The 18,012-nt window shown below is 69.9% G+C and carries 13 protein-coding genes; 8 read left to right on the forward strand and 5 right to left on the reverse strand.

From position 1 onward, the window contains the following. Positions 1 to 2: 2 nt before the first annotated feature. Together AVKW3434_RS20255 and AVKW3434_RS20260 are read left to right on the forward strand one after the other, a co-directional pair. The gene (locus tag AVKW3434_RS20255) at positions 3 to 3,161 is read left to right on the forward strand and encodes an efflux RND transporter permease subunit (RefSeq protein WP_284407255.1); all 3,159 of its coding nucleotides are present in this window, start codon (positions 3 to 5) and stop codon (positions 3,159 to 3,161) included. Beyond that, complete coding sequence (locus AVKW3434_RS20260; protein ID WP_284407256.1) at positions 3,158 to 4,798, forward strand: efflux transporter outer membrane subunit; 1,641 nt, start codon at positions 3,158 to 3,160, stop codon at positions 4,796 to 4,798. Before AVKW3434_RS20255 ends, AVKW3434_RS20260 begins: the two co-directional genes overlap by 4 nt. Positions 4,799 to 4,817: 19 nt before the next feature. Here the strand turns inward: AVKW3434_RS20260 and AVKW3434_RS20265 are convergent, their stop codons facing one another. From AVKW3434_RS20265 to AVKW3434_RS20275, 3 genes are all read right to left on the reverse strand, one after another. Next, positions 4,818 to 5,252 (reverse strand): GNAT family N-acetyltransferase, encoded by a 435-nt coding sequence (locus AVKW3434_RS20265; protein WP_284407257.1) that lies wholly within the window; start codon positions 5,250 to 5,252, stop codon positions 4,818 to 4,820. Between the two features lie 141 nt (positions 5,253 to 5,393). Further along, positions 5,394 to 6,470, reverse strand: a complete 1,077-nt coding sequence (locus AVKW3434_RS20270) for an alkene reductase (RefSeq protein ID WP_284407258.1) — start codon at positions 6,468 to 6,470, stop codon at positions 5,394 to 5,396. Positions 6,471 to 6,572: 102 nt separating this feature from the next. Continuing rightward, the gene (locus AVKW3434_RS20275) at positions 6,573 to 7,373 is read right to left on the reverse strand and encodes an SDR family NAD(P)-dependent oxidoreductase (RefSeq protein ID WP_284407259.1); all 801 of its coding nucleotides are present in this window, start codon (positions 7,371 to 7,373) and stop codon (positions 6,573 to 6,575) included. 110 nt (positions 7,374 to 7,483) lie between these two features. Here AVKW3434_RS20275 and AVKW3434_RS20280 point away from each other — a divergent pair, with 110 nt between their 5' ends. Continuing rightward, positions 7,484 to 8,077, forward strand: coding sequence for a MarR family winged helix-turn-helix transcriptional regulator (locus tag AVKW3434_RS20280; protein WP_284407260.1), 594 nt, complete (start codon positions 7,484 to 7,486; stop codon positions 8,075 to 8,077). A gap of 252 nt (positions 8,078 to 8,329) precedes the next feature. Here the strand turns inward: AVKW3434_RS20280 and AVKW3434_RS20285 are convergent, their stop codons facing one another. Next, positions 8,330 to 8,470 (reverse strand): hypothetical protein, encoded by a 141-nt coding sequence (locus tag AVKW3434_RS20285; RefSeq protein WP_284407261.1) that lies wholly within the window; start codon positions 8,468 to 8,470, stop codon positions 8,330 to 8,332. On the opposite strand from AVKW3434_RS20285, the gene nirB reads away from it, so the two are divergent. From nirB to cobA, 5 genes are all read left to right on the forward strand, one after another. Then, on the forward strand, positions 8,469 to 10,925 hold the full coding sequence (nirB, locus tag AVKW3434_RS20290) for a nitrite reductase large subunit NirB (protein ID WP_502869135.1): 2,457 nt from the start codon (positions 8,469 to 8,471) through the stop codon (positions 10,923 to 10,925). The genes AVKW3434_RS20285 and nirB overlap by 2 nt on opposite strands. A gap of 71 nt (positions 10,926 to 10,996) precedes the next feature. Then, positions 10,997 to 11,395, forward strand: coding sequence for a nitrite reductase small subunit NirD (gene nirD, locus AVKW3434_RS20295; RefSeq protein WP_284407263.1), 399 nt, complete (start codon positions 10,997 to 10,999; stop codon positions 11,393 to 11,395). Positions 11,396 to 12,142: 747 nt separating this feature from the next. Further along, positions 12,143 to 15,106, forward strand: a complete 2,964-nt coding sequence (locus AVKW3434_RS20300) for a nitrate reductase (RefSeq protein ID WP_284407264.1) — start codon at positions 12,143 to 12,145, stop codon at positions 15,104 to 15,106. 64 nt (positions 15,107 to 15,170) lie between these two features. Then, on the forward strand, positions 15,171 to 16,094 hold the full coding sequence (gene ybiB, locus AVKW3434_RS20305) for a DNA-binding protein YbiB (RefSeq protein WP_284407265.1): 924 nt from the start codon (positions 15,171 to 15,173) through the stop codon (positions 16,092 to 16,094). Continuing rightward, complete coding sequence (gene cobA, locus AVKW3434_RS20310; protein WP_284407266.1) at positions 16,091 to 16,921, forward strand: uroporphyrinogen-III C-methyltransferase; 831 nt, start codon at positions 16,091 to 16,093, stop codon at positions 16,919 to 16,921. Before ybiB ends, cobA begins: the two co-directional genes overlap by 4 nt. Positions 16,922 to 16,992: 71 nt before the next feature. Here cobA and AVKW3434_RS20315 read toward each other — a convergent pair whose 3' ends face one another. Continuing rightward, positions 16,993 to 17,892, reverse strand: a complete 900-nt coding sequence (locus AVKW3434_RS20315) for a hypothetical protein (protein ID WP_284407267.1) — start codon at positions 17,890 to 17,892, stop codon at positions 16,993 to 16,995. Positions 17,893 to 18,012 lie beyond the last annotated feature (120 nt).

Raw genomic sequence — 18,012 nt, forward strand, 5'->3', positions numbered from 1 at the left:
CCATGGCACAGTTCTTCATCAACCGGCCCATCTTCGCGTGGGTCATCGCCATCGTCATCATGCTGGCGGGGGCCATGTCCATCAAGACATTGCCGCTGGAGCAGTACCCCAACATCGCGCCGCCGCGCGTGTCCATCAGCGCCACCTACACCGGCGCCTCGGCCAAGACGGTGGAGGAATCGGTCACGCAGGTGATCGAGCAGCAGTTGAAGGGCCTGGACAACCTGATCTACATGGGCTCGACCAGCGATGCCTCGGGCGGCTCGCGCACCACGCTCACCTTCAATGCCGGCACCAACATCGACGTGGCGCAGGTGCAGGTGCAAAACAAGCTGCAGCAGGCCATGTCGCGCCTGCCGCCCGCGGTGCAGAGCCGGGGCGTCACCGTCACCAAGGGCGGCAACGACTACCTGATGATCGTCACCTTCACCTCGCCCGACCCGAGCGTGACGCAGGTGGACATCGGCGACTACATCTCCAGCAACCTGGTGGACGTCATCAGCCGCATCGACGGCGTGGGCGACGTGGCCACGCTGGGCACGCCCTACGCCATGCGCGTGTGGATGGACCCGGCCAAGCTCGAGAAGTACGCGCTCATGCCGTCCGACATCGGCAACGCCATCAACGCCCAGAACGCTCAGGTCTCCGCCGGCCAGCTGGGCGCCCTGCCCGCCGTGGGCGAGCAGCAGCTCAACGCCACCATCACCGCGCGCAGCAAGCTGCAGTCGAGGGAAGAGTTCGAGAACATCGTTCTCAAGTCCACGGTGGACGGCGCCATCGTGCGCCTGAAAGACGTGGCCCGCATCGAACTGGGCGCCGAGAACCTCACCATCACCTCGCGCCTGAACGGCCAGCCCGGCGCCGGCATGGGCGTGGTGCTGGCCGACAGCGCCAACGCCATGGCGGTGGCCAACGCGGTGAACGCCAAGATCGCCGAACTGCAGCCGTTCTTTCCGTACCAGCTCAAGCCCTTCACCAGCTACGACACCACGCCCTTCGTGAGCGCCTCCATCGAAGAGGTGGTCAAGGCGCTGGTCGAGGCCATGCTGCTCGTGGTGCTGGTGATGTACATCTTCCTGCAGAACTTCCGCGCCACGCTGATCCCGGCGATCGCGGTGCCCGTGGTGCTGCTGGGCACCTTCGGCGTGCTGTCGGTGGCGGGCTACTCGATCAACACGCTGACCATGTTCGGCATGGTCCTGGCCATCGGCCTGCTGGTGGACGACGCCATCGTGGTGGTGGAGAACGTCGAGCGCGTGATGAGCGAGGAGGGTCTGCCCCCGAAGGAGGCCACGCGCAAGTCCATGGCCGAGATCACGCCCGCGCTGGTGGGCATCGCGCTCACACTGTCGGCGGTGTTCATCCCCATGGCGTTCTTCGGGGGCTCCACCGGGGTGATCTACCGGCAGTTCTCCATCACCATCGTCTCGGCCATGGTGCTGTCGGTGCTGGTGGCGCTCACGCTCACGCCGGCGCTGTGCGCCACGCTGCTCAAGCCCATCCCCCAGGGCCAGCACAGCCCGCACGGCGCGCCGCGGCGGGGCGTGCTGGGCTGGGTGGACCGCTTCTTCACCGGCTTCAACCGCCGCTTCGACCGCACCGCCGACGGCTACCAGCGCGGCGTGGGTCGCATCGTGCGCCGCGGCGGGCGGATGATGCTGGTCTATGCGCTCATCGTGGGCGGCATGGCCGTGCTGTTCATGCGCCTGCCCACCTCGTTCCTGCCCAATGAGGACCAGGGCGCCGTGCAGGTGCAGATCACCCTGCCCCCGGGCGCCTCCAACACCCGCCTGCAGGTGGTGATGGCCGAGGTGCAGAAATATTTCGCCGCGCAGCCCGACGTGGTGAGCTTCAACTCCATCACCGGCTCCAACGGCGACCAGAGCTCGGCGCGCGGCTTCGTGCGCCTCAAAGACTGGAGCGAGCGCCCCCTGGCCTCGCAAAGCGCCGACGCCATCGCCCGCAAGGCCACGCGCGATCTGTCCAGGATCCGCGACGCGCGCATCTTCGTCGTGCTGCCGCCCGCCGTGCGCGGCCTGGGCGCCAATGCGGGCTTCAACTTCCAGCTCAAGGACCTGAACGGCCTGGGCCACGACGCGCTCGTGGCCGCGCGCGACAAGGTGCTGCAGCTGGCCGGCCAGCGGCCCGAGCTGTCCAACACCCGCAGCAACAACCTGGACGACACGCCGCAGCTGGGCGTGGCCATCGACGACGCCAAGGCCGGCGCCCTGGGCCTGGCCACCACCGACGTCAACAACACGCTGGGCAGCGCCATCGGCGGCACCTACGTGAACGACTTCCTGAACAAGGGCCGGGTCAAGCGCGTGTACATGCAGGGCGATGCGCCCTACCGCATGCTGCCCCAGGACATTGCGCCCTGGACGGTGCGCAACAGCCAGGGCCTCATGGTGCCGTTCTCGGCGTTCTCCAGCACCAGCTGGACCTACGGCTCGCCCCAGCTGCAGCGCTACAACGGCAGCCCCAGCTACGAATTCGTGGGCGACGCGGCCACGGGGGTGAGCTCCGGCGCAGCCATGGACGCGGTGGAAACCATCATGAAGGAGATGCCGCCCGGCATCGGCTACGAATGGACGGGCGCCTCCTACCAGGAGCGGCTGTCGGGCTCGCAGGCGCCGCTGCTGTACGCCGTGTCCATCCTGTTCGTGTTCCTGTGCCTGGCGGCGCTGTACGAAAGCTGGTCGGTGCCGTTCTCGGTGATCCTGGTGGTGCCGCTCGGCATCGTGGGCGCGCTGCTGGGCATCGGCATCCGCGGGCTGTCCAACGACGTGTACTTCCAGGTCGGGCTGCTCACCACCGTGGGGCTGTCGTCCAAGAACGCCATCCTGATCGTGGAGTTCGCCACCCAGCTGCAGGCCCAGGGCAAGAGCGTGATCGACGCCACGCTGGAGGCCGTGCGCCTGCGCCTGCGCCCGATCCTCATGACCTCGCTGGCCTTCGGCTTCGGCGTGCTGCCGCTGGCCATCGGCACGGGCGCCGGCGCGGGCGGGCGGCAGGCCATCGGCACCGCGGTGCTGGGCGGCATGATCTCCGCCACCGTGCTGGGCATCTTCTTCGTGCCCGTGTTCTTCGTTCTCATCCGCGGCTTCTTCGCCGACCGGGCCGCCAAGGCCGGCGGCCAGCCCACCGGAGCCCCCGCATGACGCCGCGCCAAGCCCCCACCCTCCCCGCCCTGCGCCCGCTGGCCTGGGCGGTGGCCGCCACCGTGGCGCTGGCCGCGCTGCCCGGCTGCACCAACCTTGCGCCGCCCTACCAGGCGCCCGCGCTGCCGGTGCCGGCCGCCCTGGGCACGGGCTCCGTGCCGGTGGCCGTGACCGCGCCCGCCGCCCTGGGGGACGGGTCCGCCGCGGCGGTCCCGGCCGATCCGCTGGACCGCCCCCTGGAATGGGGCGAATTCTTGCAGGACCCCCGCCTGCGCGCCCTGGCCGAGATGGCCGTGGCCAACAACCGCGACCTGCGCGTGGCCGTGCTGGCCATCGAGCGGGCGCGGGCGCAGTACGGCGTCTCGCGCGCCGACCTGTTCCCCGGCGTGAACGCCACCGGCGCGGGCAGCCGCAGCCGCACGGCCGACGACCTGACCACCGCGGGCCGCTCCAACGTGGGCGGGCAATACAGCGCGCAACTCGGTTTTGCCAGCTACGAGATCGACTTCTTCGGCCGCGTGCGCAACCTGAACGACGCCGCGCTGCAGGAGTTCTTCCGCGCCGCCGAGAACCGCCGCAGCGTGCAGCTGAGCCTGGTGGCCGAGGCGGTGAACGCCTGGCTCACCCTCGATGCGGACGGCCGCCGCCTGCAACTGGCGCGCGACACGCTGCGCACGCGCCAGCAGTCGCTGGACCTCACGCAGCGCAGCCATGCGCTGGGCGCCACCTCGGGCCTGACCCTGGCGCAGACGCAGACCACGGTGGACACCGCGCGCGCCGACGTCGCCACCTACACCGCCCAGGTCGCGCGCGACCGCAACGCGCTCGCGCTGCTGGTGGGCACCGCCGTGCCCGACGACCTGCTGCCGCCCGTGGCCCTGGCCGCCGCGGCGAATGCAGCGCCCGCCACGGTGCCGCCCGCCAAGGCCCCGGCCCCGGCCGACGGCACCTCGCGCAGCAGCGCCCCCCGCAACACCAGCACCGCCATCGTGCCTGCCACGCCCGCCGCCGCTTTGCTGGCCGTGCCCGCCGACCTTCCCTCCGGCGTGCTGCTGCGCCGGCCCGACGTGCGCGCGGCCGAGCGCACGCTGCAGGGCAGCTACGCCAGCATCGGCGCGGCGCGCGCGGCGTTCTTTCCGTCCATCACGCTCACCGGATCCATCGGCACGGCCAGCAATGCGCTGTCGGGCCTGTTCGACGGCGGCAACGGCACCTGGAGCTTCGCGCCGCAGATCCGCCTGCCCATCTTCGACGCCGGCCGCAACAACGCCAACCTGCGCGTGGCCGAAGTGACGCGCGACACGGCCCTGGCCCAGTACGAAAAATCCATCCAGACCGCGTTCCGCGAAGTGTCCGATGCGCTGGCCGACCGCGCCACGCTGGACGAGCGCCTGGCCGCCCAGCGCTCGCTGCTGGACGCCACCCAGCGCGCGCTGGACCTGTCGGACGCGCGCTACCGGCTGGGGGCCGACAGCTTCCTCACGGTGCTGGACGCGCAGCGCTCGCTGTACGCAGCGCAGCAGACGCAGATCACCCTGCTGCTGGCCGAGCAGACCAACCGGGTCACGCTGTACAAGGTGCTGGGGGGCGGCTGGGCCGCCAATGGCGCCGGGGTGGCGGACGACCCGCTGCGCTGAGGGGCTGCGGCCCAGGGGCTCAGTCCGCCGGCACCAACTCGACGGCGGCGTGTTCTTCCAGCCAGTCCGCGACCGGCAGACCGGCCTCGTCGGCCACGCCCTGGTTCCAGAACTGCGAGGCGCACAGCACCTCCACGTCCAGGCCCTCCAGCGTGCTGCGGGCCAGCACCGCGCCGATGTAGGCGCTGCGCGCCCGCTCGACGATGCCCCAGACCAGCGTGGTCTCGGCGGCGCATTGCAGGCCGATCAGGAACGCCTCCTTGCGCGCGCCATCCGCGGTTTTCTCCACCATCCAGGGCAACTGTTCGGCCAGCAGTTCGTCCTGCAGCAGCACGTTCATCAGATCGCGCGCCGGCTCGGGGCCGAGCGGAACGACCACGAAACGCTCGGTTTCGAATTTCGGGGCCTGGGTGGGCAGCAGCTCGACGCTGGCTTTCATCTCTTGGTACGACATCGTTTTAAACCTCCGTGGACACCGAGCCTAGGCCCGCGCCCTCGCGGGCCGGGCCAGGCGTCCGAAGGAAGGTGGCCGCAGCCGAAGGCCATCGGCCCGGGGCGGCGCGCTCCTCGCCGCCCCGATACGCACCAAAGATGGCTACCCGGCGAGCGCCGGATAGTCCGTATAGCCCTGGGCCCCAGGCGTATAGAACGTGGCCGGATCGGGCGCGTTCAGCGGCGCGTCCTGGCGCATCCGTTCGACCAGGTCCGGATTCGCGATGAATGTACGGCCGAAGGCGGTGAGGTCGGCCAGGCCGCCTTCCAGCGCGCGCTCCGCACCGGCCTTGTCCAGGCCGCCGGCCAGGATGAACGGGCCGTCGAACGCCGCCCTCAGGTCGGCCTTGAGCTGGGCGGGAACCGGTGGCGTTCCCATGGCCGAGTGGTCCAGCACGTGGACGTACAGCAGGCCGAGCGCGGACAGCGCCTTCACCAGGGCCAGGTACTGCCCGTCCACGCCGTCGAAGGCGCCGGCGCTGTTGACCACTCCATGCGGCGACAGGCGGATGCCCACGCGTTCGGCGCCGATTTCCTTGGCGGTGGCCCGCGCCACTTCGAGCACCAGCCGGTTGCGCCCCTCGGCGGTTGCGCCGTAGCCATCCGTGCGGCGGTTGATGTTGGCATTCAGGAACTGCTCCAGGAGATACCCATTGGCCGCGTGCAGTTCGATGCCGTCGAAACCGGCTTCGATGGCCAGGCGCGCGGCCGTGGCGTATTCGCCGATCACGGCCTGGATGTCGGCCTCGGTCATGGCGCGCGGTGGCGTGTGCGGCTGGCTGCCTTGCGAATCGGTGTACATCTCGCCGGGGCACGCCTCGGCCGACGCGCTGACCACTTCAGCGCCGGCGGGCAGGTTGGCCTGGTGGGCCACGCGGCCCGTGTGCATCAGTTGCACGACGATCTTGCCGCCTTGGGCATGCACGGCGCTGGTCACCTGCTTCCAGCCTTGCACGTGGGCATCGTTGAACAGGCCGGGAATCCGGGCATAGCCCAGGCCGTTGGGCGACGGCGACGTGCCTTCCGTGACGATGAGGCCGGCCGTCGCGCGCTGCGCGTAGTAGGTCGCCATGAGCGGGTTGGGCGTGTTGTGGTCCACCGCGCGGCTGCGGGTGAGCGGCGACATCACCACGCGGTTGGCCAGGGGGATGTTGCGCAAGGAAAAGGGTTCGAAAAGCATCGGGGCTGTCCTTGGAAAAAAGCAGGGCGAAAGCGGCAGGGGAAAAGGCCATCGGCGTGCGGAGAACCGCGTGCGATGGGCTGTGGGGTCCATGGGCTGGCGTCAAACGACGCTGTAGCGAGGGGCCGGCGTTCCCATCTGGCTGCCGGCGAACAGCTCGGCGCGGGCCGACTCGTAGCGGTCCCACAGGCCGGTGTCGGCAACGGACGGCCAGGTGACCGTTTCGCCCTGGTCCAGGCCGGCGAGCGCGGCGTCGACCAGGTGCTCGGTGGTCATCACGGTGTCTTGGTTGAGTGCCGCCAGCGGCACGCCCGAGAGGTCCCAGATTTCGGTGGCGGTCGATGCGGGCAACACCAGTTGGACCTGCACCCCCGTGTCGGCCAGTTCCTGCTGCAGGCCTCTGCTGTATTGCAGGACGAAAGCCTTGGTGCCGCTGTAGACCGCGCTGACCGGCAGCGCATGGATGCCCAGCACGGAGGCGATGTTGATGATCACGCCCTGCTTCCTGGCGATGAAGGGGGGCAGCACCGCCTGGGTCAGCCGCGTCAGGGCGGTGATGTTGAGGTCGATCTGGGACACCGCGTCGTCGGCAGACCACTGGGCGACGGGCCCCAGGCGGGCGATTCCGGCGTTGTTCACCAGGATGTGCAGGCGTTCGTTGGTGGACAGGAGGGCTTCGATGCGCGCCAGGTCCTCGGCCTTGCCGAGGTCCGCCACCACCGGCTCGGCTTTCACGCCGTGGGCCTCGGCGATCCGGGCGCTGAGGGCTTGCAGGCGGTCGGCACGCCGGGCCACCAGAATAAGATCGTATCCACGGGCAGCGAGGCGATCGGCATAGACCGCACCGATGCCGGAAGAAGCCCCGGTGATCAATGCGACTTTGTTGGAATGGGGACGGGTCATCGGGTGTTCTCCAATAAAATTGAGGGCTCAACCAAATAAGTTGAGGGCTCAAATGTAGAACAGGCCAGCAATGCATTCCGAATAGTGCAGCACTCAACCATTTGGAAAATATGGGAATTACGAACCACCCCGTCGGTGCGGCTGCGGATGCCGACTGCGCCTTGAATCAGGCGATCGCGGAGGTCACCGCCGCGACCGGTGTGCAGGTCTGCACGAACACGTCGGTGCGCCTGGCGGCGCGCAGATTGGGGCAGCTGTACGACGACGCCCTCGCGCCCCTGAACATCAAGGCGACGCAGCTGGCGCTGATCGTCGAGATCGGCAAGTTCCAGAGTGCCGATGGGCAGGGGCCGACCCTGCAGGACCTGGCGAACCGGCTGGCCATTCAACTATCGGCGCTGACCCATGCCCTCAGGCCCCTGGTGCGCGACGGCATTGCCGAGTTGCGGCAGGACGCCCAGGACCGGCGCACCAAGCACGCCGTGCTCACCGCGCGCGGCAAGCAACTGCTGGCGCAAGCGATCGGGCGCTGGGCCGCCGCCAACGAGCGGGTCGAGGCCGTCCTGGGCCCGGCCTCGGCCGCGAGCCTGCGGGCGCTGGCCGATCAGGTGGCGTCGGATGCGTTCATGGTGGCCTATCAGGCAGAGAACCCGGCGCGGGTGCCCCCGCCCTCCCCGAGCGCGCCGCCAGCAAAAGAGGACTGACCCACGCACCGGCCTGGGCGCCATGCACCAAGGCGGGTCGCCCCCGCCCTGCCCTCGCCTCCGTGCAGGCCACGCCACGCCGCCAAACGCTATTAAATCAATAGCACAATGCCCTAGTGGAATATGCGCCAGGGCCCGATTCCCCTTCAACCCCTTCGATCCCACCCAGACCTGGCACGCGCATTGCAACAGCGTCCCCGTGACCAATGCCGGTCACATGGCTGGCCCCTTCCAATGGCGGAAACGGGGCGGTCAGGACGAAGGCGTCCCCACAGGCAGTGCAGGCTTCATCGGCCCGCGCCCTGTGCGGACGCCTTTTTTGTTTTTGGTTTCGGCTTCGTCTGCCGGCAGGCGCTGTTCATCCATTTTTGCAGCGCCGCGGCGGGCACCCATGGGGGTCACGATGAAAAAATCCAGGCTGGTGATGGTGGGCAATGGCATGGCCGGGGTGCGCACGCTCGAAGAGCTGCTCAAGATCGCTCCGGACCTCTACGACATCACGGTGTTCGGCGCCGAGCCGCACCCCAACTACAACCGCATCCTGCTGTCGCCCGTGCTGGCGGGCGAGCAGACCATCGACGAGATCATCCTCAACGACTGGTCCTGGTACGAGGAGCACGGCATCCACCTGCACACGGGCTTCACCGTGAACGAGGTGGACCGCGTGCGCCGCGTGGTGCACGCCACCAACGCGGCGGGCGAGGCCATCAGCGCCGAGTACGACCGGCTCATCCTCGCCACCGGGTCCAACCCGTTCATCCTGCCGATTCCGGGCAAGGACTTGCAAGGCGTGCTGGCCTACCGCGACATCGCCGACACGCAGGCCATGATCGACGCCGCCGCCACGTACCAGCATGCGGTGGTCATCGGCGGCGGGCTTCTGGGCCTGGAGGCCGCCAACGGCCTCATGAAGCGCGGCATGCAGGTGAGCGTGGTGCACGTGGGCGACTGGCTCATGGAGCGCCAGCTGGACGACGTGGCCGGCAAGATGCTGCAAAAGTCCCTGGCCGAGCGCGGCATGCAGTTCCTGATGAAGGCGCAGACGCAGGAGCTGGTGGGCGGGGCGGACGGCCGCGTCACCGCCGTGCGCTTCAAGGACGGCACCGAAGTGCCCGCCGACCTGGTGGTGATGGCCGTGGGCATTCGCCCCAACACGCAGCTGGCCGAAAAGATGCGCCTGCACGTCCACCGCGGCATCGTGGTGAGCGACACGCTGCAGACCACCACCGACGCGCGCATCTACGCCGTGGGCGAGTGCGCCGCGCACCGGGGCATCGCCTACGGGCTGGTGGCGCCGCTGTTCGAGCAGGGCAAGGTGCTGGCCAACCACCTGGCGGAGTTCGGCATCGGGCGCTACCAGGGCTCGCTCACCTCCACCAAGCTCAAGGTGACGGGCATCGACCTGTTCAGCGCGGGCGACTTCCAGGGCGGCGAAGGCACCGAGGAGATCGTGATGAGCGACCCCTTCGGCGGCGTGTACAAAAAACTCGTCATCAAGGACGACAAGCTCGTGGGCGCGTGCCTCTACGGCGACACGGTGGACGGCAGCTGGTACTTCAAGCTGCTGCGCGACGGCCGCACGGTAGGCGACATCCGCGACAAGCTGATGTTCGGCGAGAGCAACATCGGCGACGCGGGCCACCAGGGCCACAGCAAGGCCGCCGCCATGGCCGACACCGACGAGGTGTGCGGCTGCAACGGCGTGACCAAGGGCGCCATCTGCAAAGCCATCAAGGACAAGGGCCTGTTCACGCTGGACGACGTGAAAAAGCACACCAAGGCCAGCGCCAGCTGCGGCTCGTGCACCGGCCTCGTGGAGCAGATCATCATGTTCACGGCCGGCGGCGACTACTCCGCCACGCCCAAGACCAAAGCGGTGTGCGGCTGCACCGACCACGGCCACCAGGCCGTGCGCGACGCGATCCGCGCCAACAAGCTGCTGTCCATCGGCGACGTGTTCGCCTTCTTGGAGTGGAAGACGCCCAACGGCTGCGCCACCTGCCGCCCGGCTGTCAACTACTACCTCATCAGCACGTGGCCGAAGGAGGCCAAGGACGACCCGCAAAGCCGCGCCATCAACGAGCGCAGCCACGCCAACATCCAGAAGGACGGCACGTACAGCGTGATCCCGCGCATGTGGGGCGGCGAGACCACGGCCAGCGAACTGCGCCGCATCGCCGACGTGGTGGACAAATACCAGATCCCCACCGTGAAGGTGACCGGCGGCCAGCGCATCGACCTGCTGGGCGTGAAGAAGGAAGACCTGCAGGCCGTGTGGAAGGACATCGGCATGCCCAGCGGCCACGCCTACGCCAAGGCCCTGCGCACGGTGAAGACCTGCGTGGGCAGCGAGTGGTGCCGCATGGGCACGCAGGACAGCACGCAGATGGGCAAGGACCTGGAGCGCGCCATGTGGCGCATGTATGCCCCGCACAAGGTCAAGTTCGCCGTGAGCGGCTGCCCGCGCAACTGCGCCGAGAGCGGCATCAAGGACGTGGGCATCATCGGCGTGGACAGCGGCTGGGAGATGTACATCGCCGGCAACGGCGGCATCAAGACCGAGGTGGCGCACTTCTTCACCAAGCTCAAGACCGCGGCCGAGGTGCTGGAGTACACCGGGGCTTTTTGCGAGCTGTACCGCCAGGAGGGCTGGTACCTGGAGCGCACGGTGCACTACGTGAACCGCGTGGGCCTCGATCACGTGAAAAAACGCATCCTCGAAGACCACGAAGGCCGCCGCGCGCTGTGGGAGCAGCTGCAGTTCGCGCTGGATGGCGAGCCCGACCCGTGGTTCGATTTCGAGGAAGCGCGCGTGGACACGCGGCAGTTCGCCGCCATCGCGCCATGAGCGCGCCATCGCCACGAGCCCATCCCTTCTTCAACACCCCTCCCCTCTTCACCGATTCGCAAGGAGCCGCCATGAGCGACTGGAAATACATCTGCCGCGTGGAGGACATTCCCGTGCTGGGCTCGCGCCGCGTGGCGCGGCCGCAGGGCCTGGACGTGGCCGTGTTCCGCAACGGGGCGGACGGGGTGTTCGCGCTGCTGGACCGGTGCCCGCACAAGGGGGGGCCGCTGTCGCAGGGGATCGTGTTCGGGACGAGCGTGGCGTGTCCGCTGCACAACTGGACGATCGGGTTGTGCGATGGGCAGGCTTCGGCGCCGGACGAGGGGTGTACGCCGAAGTTCGCGGTGAAGGTGGAGGGGGGGGAGGTGTTTTTGGATGCGGGGGAGTTGGCGGGGCATGCGGTGGAGTTGGTTAGGCCTGTGGCGGGGCCTGTGAGGCGGGGTGTTGTTGGTTCTGGGTTGGATGCTTGAGGCTGGCTGTGTTTTGTTTTTGCGGTGGCTGTGGATTTTTCTCCCGGGGCCGGGTCTCGGCCCGGCGGCCGAGGTACTTTTCTTTGCTTCGCCAAAGAAACGTACCCAAAAGAAAGGCGACCCTACTGGCTGCGTCCCTGCGCTTCGCTCCGGGCAACCTGCGGTGCTCGCGGCTGGCGGGGTCCGCGCAAACTCGCTTCACTGCGTTGCGCTCAGACAGCGCGCGGCCCTTTTTCCGCCAGCCACTGCGCTCCTCGGCGCATCCAGAAGGGAACCCAACAGCCCACACACGGGCCATCGCTGCGCTCGGCCCCCAACGCGCAGGCGCTGCGCGCCGCGAAGGCCGGGCCGAGCGCAGCGATGGCCCGGTTGGCGGGTTCCCTTCTGGATGCGCCGAGGAGCGCAGGGCGCGGGGCGGGCAGGTGTGCCGCAGGACACACCTGCCTTCGTCATCTGACTCGCTGCGGTTGTCCGAGCGGAGTTCACGCAGTGAACGCAGCGAGTTCCGCAGCGCGACCCGCGACCGAGCACCGCAGGTTTCCCCGTTCGCCGAAAGGCGAACGGGGACGCAGCCAGCAGGGTCGCCTTTTCTTTGCTTACTTTCTTTTGGCGAAGCAAAAGAAAGTGAGTGCGCCGCCGGGCGCACACCCCGGCCCCGAAACGTAACCAATCAGCAACCAACAAAAATCAGCGCGTGCCCAGCAACACAAGCAGCAACACAACCATAAATTAACCAAAAATCACGCCATGACCCAAACCAAATCCACCTGCCCCTACTGCGGCGTAGGCTGCGGCGTGATCATCGAATCCACCGGCCCCCAGATCACCAACGTCAAAGGAGACCCCACCCACCCCGCCAACTTCGGCCGCCTCTGCACCAAAGGCTCCACCCTCCACCTCACCGCCGCCTCTCCAGTCACGCTGCAAACCAGACTCCTGAAACCCCAGCACCGCCCCCACCGCGGCGACAAACCCCAGCCCATCGCCTGGGAAGCAGCCCTCGACACCGCCGCACAAAAATTTGCCGACATCATCGCCCGGCACGGCCCCGACGCCGTCGGCTTCTACGTCTCCGGCCAGCTCCTCACCGAGGACTACTACGTCTTCAACAAGCTCGCCAAGGGCCTCGTCGGCACCAACAACATCGACACCAATTCGCGCCTGTGCATGAGCAGCGCCGTGGCGGGCTACAAAACCACGCTCGGCGCCGACGCCCCGCCCACCTGCTACGACGACGTGCAGCACGCGCAGTGCCTCTTCATCGTGGGCAGCAACACCGCGTGGGCGCACCCCATCCTGTTTCGCCGCATCGAGGACGCCAAGGCCGCCAACCCGGGCATGAAGATCATCGTGGCCGACCCGCGCCGCACCGAGACGGCCGGGCTGGCCGACCTGTTCCTGCCCATCCAGCCGGGCAGCGACGTCATGCTGTTCCACGGCATGCTGCACCTCATGCTGTGGGAAGGCTGGGTGGACAGCGCCTACATCGCCGCGCACACCACCGGCTTCGACGCGCTCAAGGCCCTGGTGCGCGACTGCACGCCCGCCCGCGTGGCCGAGGTGTGCGGCATCAGCGAGGCGGATCTGGCCACCGCCGCGCGCTGGTTCGCCGGTGTGGGTGCCGGTGCAGATGCAGGTGCCGCGCGCCAGCCCACGCTCAGCCTTTACTGCCAGGGCCTGAACCAGAGCACCAGCGGCACGGCCAAGAACGCCGCCCTCATCAACCTGCACCTGGCCACGGGCCAGATCGGCCGACCGGGCGCGGGGCCGTTCTCGCTCACCGGGCAACCCAACGCCATGGGCGGACGCGAGGTGGGGGGACTGGCCAACCTGCTGTCGGCCCACCGCGACCTGGCCAACCCGCAGCACCGCGCCGAAGTGGCCGCGCTGTGGGGCGTGCCCGAGGTGCCGGGCACGCCCGGCAAGACCGCCGTGGAGATGTTCCAGGCCGCGGCCGACGGCGAGATCCGGGCGCTGTGGATCGCCTGCACCAACCCGGCGCAGAGCCTGCCCGACCAGGCCACCGTGCGCCGCGCGCTGGAGCGCGCCGAGTTCGTGGTGGTGCAGGAGGCCTTCGCCACCACCGCCACCGCGCAGTACGCCGACCTGCTGCTGCCCGCCACCACCTGGGGCGAGAAGACCGGCACGGTGACCAACAGCGAGCGCCGCATCTCCCGCGTGCGCCCCGCGGTGCCTGCGCCCGGCGACACGCGCCACGACTGGGCCATCGCCGTGCAGTTCGCCCACCGGCTGGAGGCGCGGCTGCGCCCGGGGCGGCCCACGCTCTTTCCGTATGCCACTGGCGACGGCGAGGCCGAGCGCGGCGCCGAGGCCGTGTGGAACGAGCACCGCGAGAGCACGCGCGGACGCGACCTGGACATCACCGGCCTGTCGTGGGCGCTGCTCGATGCGCAGGGCCCGCAGCAGTGGCCCTGCCCGGCCGGCGCCGCCGACAACACCGATACCAATACCAATACCAATACCAATGCCGATGCCGATCCTTCGGCCCCGCCCCGCCCGCTGGGCAAAGCGCGCCTGTACGAAGACGGCGTGTTCCCCACCGCCGACGGCCGCGCGCGCTTCGCCGCCAACGCCTGGCAGCCCGTGGCCGAGCCGCGCCAGGCGCGCTACCCGTTCAGCCTGACCACCGGCCGCCTGCGCGACCAGTGGCACGGCATGAGCCGCACCGGCACGCTGGGCCGCCTGTTCGGCCACGTGGCCGAGCCCAGCGTGCAGATGCACCCGCAGGACATGGCGCGCCGCCAGCTGGCCGAGGGCGATCTGGTGCACGTCACCAGCGCGCGCGGCGCCATCGTGGTGCCGGTGCAGGGCAGCACCGACGTGGGCCTGTCGCAGGCCTTCATCGCCATGCACTGGGGCAGCGAATACCTGAGCGGGCAGTCGTCCACCGGCACGCCGCTGGCGGGCGTGAATGCGCTCACCACGCCGGCCTTCTGCCCCACCTCCAAGCAGCCCGAACTCAAGCACACCGCCGTCAAGATCCTGAAGGCCGAGCTGCCCTGGCGGCTGCTCGCCATGGCCTGGCTGCCGGCCGACAGCGCCCTGGCCGCGCGCGAGGCGCTGGCCGCGCTGATGCCTGCCCTGCCCTTCGCCAGCTGCGTGCCCTTCAGCAACAACGCGCCCCTGGCCGGCCCGCAGCGCGAGCGCCACGGCGTGCTGCTGCGCGCCGCCGGCCACGAGCCCGCGCCCGATGCGCTGATTGAACGCATCGAGGCCCTGCTGGGCCTGGACACCCCCGAAACCCTGCGCTACGCCGACCGCCGCCGGGGCCAGCGCCGCGCGCTGCGCCTGGAGCGCCAGGGCAGCGACAGCCTGCTGGCCGGCATGCTGCTGGCCGGCGACACCCGGGCGGAGGTCTGGCTCAAGACCCTGCTGCAGGAAGAGCTGCCCGCGCAAGGCTACGGCCGCCTGCTGCTCGTGCCCGGCGCCCAGGCGCCCTCCGGCGCACAGGCCGTGCAGTCGCGCGGCAAGCCCGTGTGCTCCTGCCTGAACGTGACCGACGCCGCCATCACCGCCCACCTGGCGCAATGCCACGGCACCGATGCCGACCGGCTCGCGCAGCTGCAGGGCGCGCTGCGCTGCGGCACCCAGTGCGGCTCGTGCGTGCCCGAGCTCAAGCGCATGGTGCGCGCCACCGGGCCGCTGGCCCCCGCCACCCCGCAGGCCCCCGCCGCCGCCCTCTCCATATAACCAAAAGTTGGCAGAAGTGGGGGAGAATCCGGTCCCCTTCGATCCGCCAGAAAAACCCCACGCCATGGCCATCAGCCACTATCTCAAGGACCTCGGCCGCGGCGCGCGCGGCGCCCGCGCCATCGGCCGCGAGCAGGCCAACGACCTGTTCGGCCAGGTGCTGGACGGCCAGGTCACCGACCTGGAGATCGGCGCCTTCTGCATCGCCATGCGCATCAAGGGCGAGACCGCCGAGGAGATGTGCGGTTTTCTCGATGCCACCCACGCGCGGCTGGCCCGCCTGCCCGCCAGCGACCGGCCCGTGGTCGTGCTGCCCAGCTACAACGGCGCGCGCAAGCTGCCCGTGCTCACCCCGCTGCTGGCGCTGCTGCTGGCGCGCGAGGGCCTGCCCGTGCTGCTGCACGGCATGCGCACCGAGGCGCGGCGGGTTTTGGCCTCCGATGTGCTCGACGCCCTAGGAATATCTGCCCTGAATGCTCCTGAAAAGATAGCAAACAGCACCGTGGCCCACATTCACACCGAAGCCCTGCACCCGGGCCTGGCCCGCCTGCTGGCCGCGCGCGAGGCCATCGGCCTGCGCAACCCGGGCCACAGCGTGGTCAAGCTCATGAACCCCTGCGCCGGGCCGTCGCTGGTCGTCACCGCCTACACCCACCCCGAATACCAGGCAATGCTGCACGCCACGTTCGGCACGCTGGGCATGAACGCCCTGCTCTCGCGCGGGCTGGAGGGCGAAGTGGCCGCCGATCCTCGCCGAACGCCCCGTTACGACGCCTTCGTCGCCGGCGCGCACCATCTGTGGGAAGAGCAGCAGCCCGGCACCGCCAGCGAGGTGCCCGGCCTGCCCCAGGACATCGACGTGGACACCACCGCCCGCTACACGCGCCAGGTGCTCGACGGCGCGCTGCCGGTGCCTGCGCCGCTGTCCCGTCAGGTGGAACACATCTTGCGTCTGGCCGGGCAAATCCCTTTGGAGACAAACCCATGAACCGCCCATCCACTCCCGCCTTCGAAGGCGTTCCCCCCGGCCGCTGCACGCTGGTCGGCGCCGGCCCGGGCGATCCGGAACTGCTCACCATCAAGGCCCTCAAGGCCATCCAGGCCGCCACCGTGCTGCTGGTGGACGACCTGGTCAGCGACGAGATCGTGGCCATGGCCCCGCCCGGCGCGCGCATCGTCCATGTGGGCAAGCGCGGCGGCTGCAAGAGCACGCCCCAGGCCTTCATCGAAAAGCTCATGGTCATGGCCGTGAACGAGGGTGAGAACGTCGTGCGCCTGAAGGGCGGCGACCCGTTCATCTTCGGGCGCGGCGGCGAAGAGGTCGAGCACCTGCGCGCGGCCGGCATCGACGTGCAGGTGGTCAACGGCATCACCGCGGGCCTGGCCGGCATGACGCTGCTGGGCACACCCCTCACCCACCGCGAGCACGCACACGGCGTGGTCTTCGTCACCGGCCACGCCAAGCCCGGCGACGCCGGCACCGACTGGCGCCAGCTGGCCGCCACGGCGCGCGATGCCCGCCTCACCCTGGTCATCTACATGGGCGTGAGCAGCGCCGCGCACATCCAGCAGGAACTGCTCACCGGCCTGCCCGCCAGCACCCCCGTGGTCGTCATCCAGCACGTGAGCCTGCCCCAGCAGCGCCACGCGCTCACCACCCTGGGCGAGCTGCACGCCACCATCGAGCGCGAGCAGCTCGCCAGCCCCTCGGTCATCGTCGTGGGCGATGTGGTGAGCGGCGTGGCGGCGGCCAGGGGCAGCACCCGCAGCGCGGCCCCCCTGCCCTCCGCGAAGCGCAACGCGGCGGGGGGCTGAGGCACGCGGCGGGCTGCGGGCACACGGCAGCAGCGACCGCAATGCGCCGCGGCATCGTCGCCGCGCCCGCGTCACGGCGCCCCGATGAGCCGCACCTCCACCACCATCCCGCCCTCCTCGAAATGCCGCGCCACCTGGGCCATCTGCGGGGCGCCGCGGTCGGGGTGCCTGGAGTAGCGGCCCGACTGGTTGGTGATGAAGAACGTCTCGCGCTGGGCATCCCACAGCAGCTCGCCCGAGATGCGGGTCTGCTTGCCCCACCAGTCTCCAGTCGCCTCGTCCCGGGTTCCCGCGACCAGTGAAGGGTGGCCCATCCGGCGCTCCTTGCCGGCGGTCTCGCCGGCCGGCGTCTCGACCCGCGCGTGCGGCCCCAGGTGCAGCGTGGCGCCCATGCCGATCGACCACAGGACCGGCGTTCCCTCCCGGATGGCCTGCAGGTCCAGCACTTCGGGCAACCGCACGCCACGGGGGTTGCCCGGCGGGATGGAGACGCGCTGCGGGTGCAAGGCCTCTTCCCAGGGGTGGATCTGCGGGTGGCCGTTCTTGACCCGGGCCGATTGCAAGGTGCCCCAGTCGCGTTCCAGCCCCCGGGCCGCCGCCTCGCCGACCAGTTGCGCGAACGGCAGGGAGCCCGCGCGATGCGCCGGCCGGCTGTCGGGCGAGGCCGAACGCGCGCGCCGCGGTGCCGCCTCCGTCTCCGTCTCTGCAGCCCTCCCCTGGGGCCGCCCGGGCTGCGGCAGCGCCGTGGGGTCGATCCTGCGCCGCTTCGCGCCCGAGGCGCTGGTCTCGGCGCCCGCCGCCCGCGCCCGGGTGTCGACCGGAAACCCGGCGGGCGGCTCCGCGCTGCGCGCACGGCGCCGTGGTGGCAAGGCAGCAGCGGGTGCCACGGGTGCGTGGGATGCAGTGGATGGGGTGGTCAAGGCCGGGGCCGCAGCGCTTGCGCTGGACCCGGCCCGGTCGGTCGTTTTCATGGCTCGCTCCCTTTGGCGCCCCGCCCTCTGGCGGGCGGTGGGGGAGCATGGTGGGCGGCAGGCCCGTCCGGGGCAAGCCACCATGCGAAGCCGTGTGCGCCCCGGCGCACGGCCAGCGCG

This window comes from Acidovorax sp. SUPP3434 (assembly GCF_030159015.1).
Lineage (GTDB): Bacteria > Pseudomonadota > Gammaproteobacteria > Burkholderiales > Burkholderiaceae_C > Paracidovorax.

Bases quoted from the DNA above. Each gene is read 5' to 3' on its own strand.
- AVKW3434_RS20265 (WP_284407257.1), bottom strand. From the start codon at position 5,252: ATGTCGTACCAAGAGATGAAAGCCAGCGTCGAGCTGCTGCCCACCCAG.
- nirD (WP_284407263.1), top strand. From the start codon at position 10,997: ATGAGCGACTGGAAATACATCTGCCGCGTGGAGGACATTCCCGTGCTG.
- nirB (WP_502869135.1), top strand. From the start codon at position 8,469: ATGGGGGTCACGATGAAAAAATCCAGGCTGGTGATGGTGGGCAATGGC.
- AVKW3434_RS20280 (WP_284407260.1), top strand. From the start codon at position 7,484: ATGGGAATTACGAACCACCCCGTCGGTGCGGCTGCGGATGCCGACTGC.
- AVKW3434_RS20275 (WP_284407259.1), bottom strand. From the start codon at position 7,373: ATGACCCGTCCCCATTCCAACAAAGTCGCATTGATCACCGGGGCTTCT.
- AVKW3434_RS20260 (WP_284407256.1), top strand. From the start codon at position 3,158: ATGACGCCGCGCCAAGCCCCCACCCTCCCCGCCCTGCGCCCGCTGGCC.
- AVKW3434_RS20315 (WP_284407267.1), bottom strand. From the start codon at position 17,892: ATGAAAACGACCGACCGGGCCGGGTCCAGCGCAAGCGCTGCGGCCCCG.
- cobA (WP_284407266.1), top strand. From the start codon at position 16,091: ATGAACCGCCCATCCACTCCCGCCTTCGAAGGCGTTCCCCCCGGCCGC.
- AVKW3434_RS20285 (WP_284407261.1), bottom strand. From the start codon at position 8,470: ATGGGTGCCCGCCGCGGCGCTGCAAAAATGGATGAACAGCGCCTGCCG.
- AVKW3434_RS20255 (WP_284407255.1), top strand. From the start codon at position 3: ATGGCACAGTTCTTCATCAACCGGCCCATCTTCGCGTGGGTCATCGCC.
- AVKW3434_RS20270 (WP_284407258.1), bottom strand. From the start codon at position 6,470: ATGCTTTTCGAACCCTTTTCCTTGCGCAACATCCCCCTGGCCAACCGC.
- ybiB (WP_284407265.1), top strand. From the start codon at position 15,171: ATGGCCATCAGCCACTATCTCAAGGACCTCGGCCGCGGCGCGCGCGGC.
- AVKW3434_RS20300 (WP_284407264.1), top strand. From the start codon at position 12,143: ATGACCCAAACCAAATCCACCTGCCCCTACTGCGGCGTAGGCTGCGGC.